Source organism: Streptomyces katrae (assembly GCF_000966975.1).
Taxonomy (GTDB): Bacteria; Actinomycetota; Actinomycetes; order Streptomycetales; family Streptomycetaceae; genus Streptomyces; species Streptomyces katrae.
Map to the genome: position 1 here is coordinate 1 of NZ_JZWV01001488.1, position 1,921 is coordinate 1,921.

The 1,921-nt window shown below is 77.5% G+C and carries 1 protein-coding gene; it reads right to left on the minus strand.

Features of this window, described 5'->3' with window-relative positions:
- The coding region (locus tag VR44_RS38570; RefSeq protein WP_045952348.1) for a polyketide synthase dehydratase domain-containing protein at window positions 1-1,921 on the minus strand (1,921 nt) is incomplete at both ends.

A 1,921-nucleotide genomic window follows, 5' to 3' on the forward strand; every position in this document is an offset into this window, starting at 1 on the left:
GATCAGTACGGTGCCCTGCGGGTCGAGGGCGCGGCCGGCGGGGGTGGCGGGTTCCGGGCCGACGGGGACGCGGGCCAGCCGGGGTACGGCCATCCTGCCCGCCCGCAGGGCCAGTTGGGGTTCGCCGGTGGCGAGGGCGGCGGGCAGGCGGCGCAGGGAGTCCGGGGTGCCGTCGGTGTCGGCGAGGACGAGCCGGCCGTCGTGCTCGGACTGGGCGGAGCGGATCAGGCCCCAGACGGGGGCGTGTTCGGGCCGGGTGTCCGGTGCGTCCTCGGTGTCCTCGCCGGGTACGGCGACGGCCCGGTGGGTGAGGAGGACCAGCCGGGAGGCGGCGAAGCGGTCGTCGGCCAGCCAGTCCCGCAGGAGGGCGAGGGTGAGCCGCGCGGTCTCGCGGACGGCCCCCGCGTCGGCGTCGGGTTCGCCGCCGGTCGCGGGGAGGACGAAGGCCACGGTCGGGGGGACGGGTGCGCCGGCCGTGACGGCCTCGGCCAGGGCGGCGAGGTCGGGGTGGGTGTCGGGCGGGGTCCAGGGCCCGGCGGGGGCGGCGGTGTCGGGGAGGGGCTGGGCCGGCCACTCCACCCGGTAGAGGGAGTCGTGGTGTGCGGTGAGCGCGGCCCGCAGGTGTTCCTCGCGGACCTCGCGGAAGGTGAGGGTGGCGACGGTGGCCACGTCCCGGCCGGTGTCGTCCGCGGCGGTCAGGGTCACCGCGTCGGTGCCGGCCGGGGTCAGCCGGATCCGCAGCCGGGTGGCGCCGGTGGCGTGCAGGCGTACGTCCTCCCAGGAGAAGGCCATCCGTCCGGTGCCCATGTCCCCGAGGGGACCGAAACCGACGGCGTGCAGGGCGGCGTCCAGCAGGGCCGGGTGGAGCCCGTACCGGTCGGCGTCGGCACGTCCGTCCTCGGGGAGGGCCACCTCGGCGAACACCTCGTCGCCGAGCCGCCAGGCGGCGCGCAGGCCCTGGAAGAGGGGGCCGTAGGCGAAGGAGCGGGCGGCGAGCCCGGCGTAGAAGCCGTCGAGGTCCACGGGGGCCGCGCCGGCGGGCGGCCATGCGGCGTCCGGGCCGGGGGGCGGGGTGGCGGGCGCGGAGTTCAGTACGCCGGTGCCGTGGCAGCTCCAGCCGTCCTCCGCGGCGGCCGTGTCGGGGCGGGAGTGGACGGCGAAGCGCCGGTCTCCGGATCCGTCGGCCGGGCCGACGGCGACCTGGACGAGGACGGCGCCCTGCTCGGGCAGGACCAGCGGTGCCTGGAGGGTGAGTTCGGCCAGGTTGTCGCAGCCGAGGTGGTCGCCCGCCCGGACGGCGAGCTCCACGAAGGCCGTACCGGGGAGGATGACCGCGCCCAGCACCTCGTGCCCGGCCAGCCAGGGGTGGGTCCGCGTGGACAGCCGGCCGGTCAGCAGCAGGCCGTCGGCGTCGGCGAGGGTGGTGACGGCGCCCAGCAGGGGGTGGTCCGAGGGGGCGAGGCCCAGGCCCGCCGCGTCCGCCGGGGTGTCGGGGGCGTCGAGCCAGTAGCGCTCGTGCTGGAACGCGTACGTGGGCAGCGGGATCCGGCGGGCGTCCGGGGCGGCGAGGACGGCCTGCCAGTCGAGGGCGACGCCGTGGGCGTGTGCCTCGGCGGCGGAGCGCAGGAAGCGGTCGGTGCCGCCTTCGTCACGGCGCAGGGTGGCGAGCGCGACGGCTCCGCCGCCCAGGTCGTCCAGGGTCTCCTGGATGCCGACGGTCAGCACCGGGTGGGCGCTGACCTCGATGAGGGCGCCGTGTCCGTCCCGGACGAGGGCGCGGGTGACCTCGTCGAAGCGGACGGTCCGGCGCAGGCTGCGGTACCAGTACTCGGCGTCGAGGCGGTCGGTGTCGAGGGCGTCGCCGGTGACGGTGGAGTAGAACGGCACCTCGCAGGCGCGGGGGGTGATGTCGGCGAGGGCT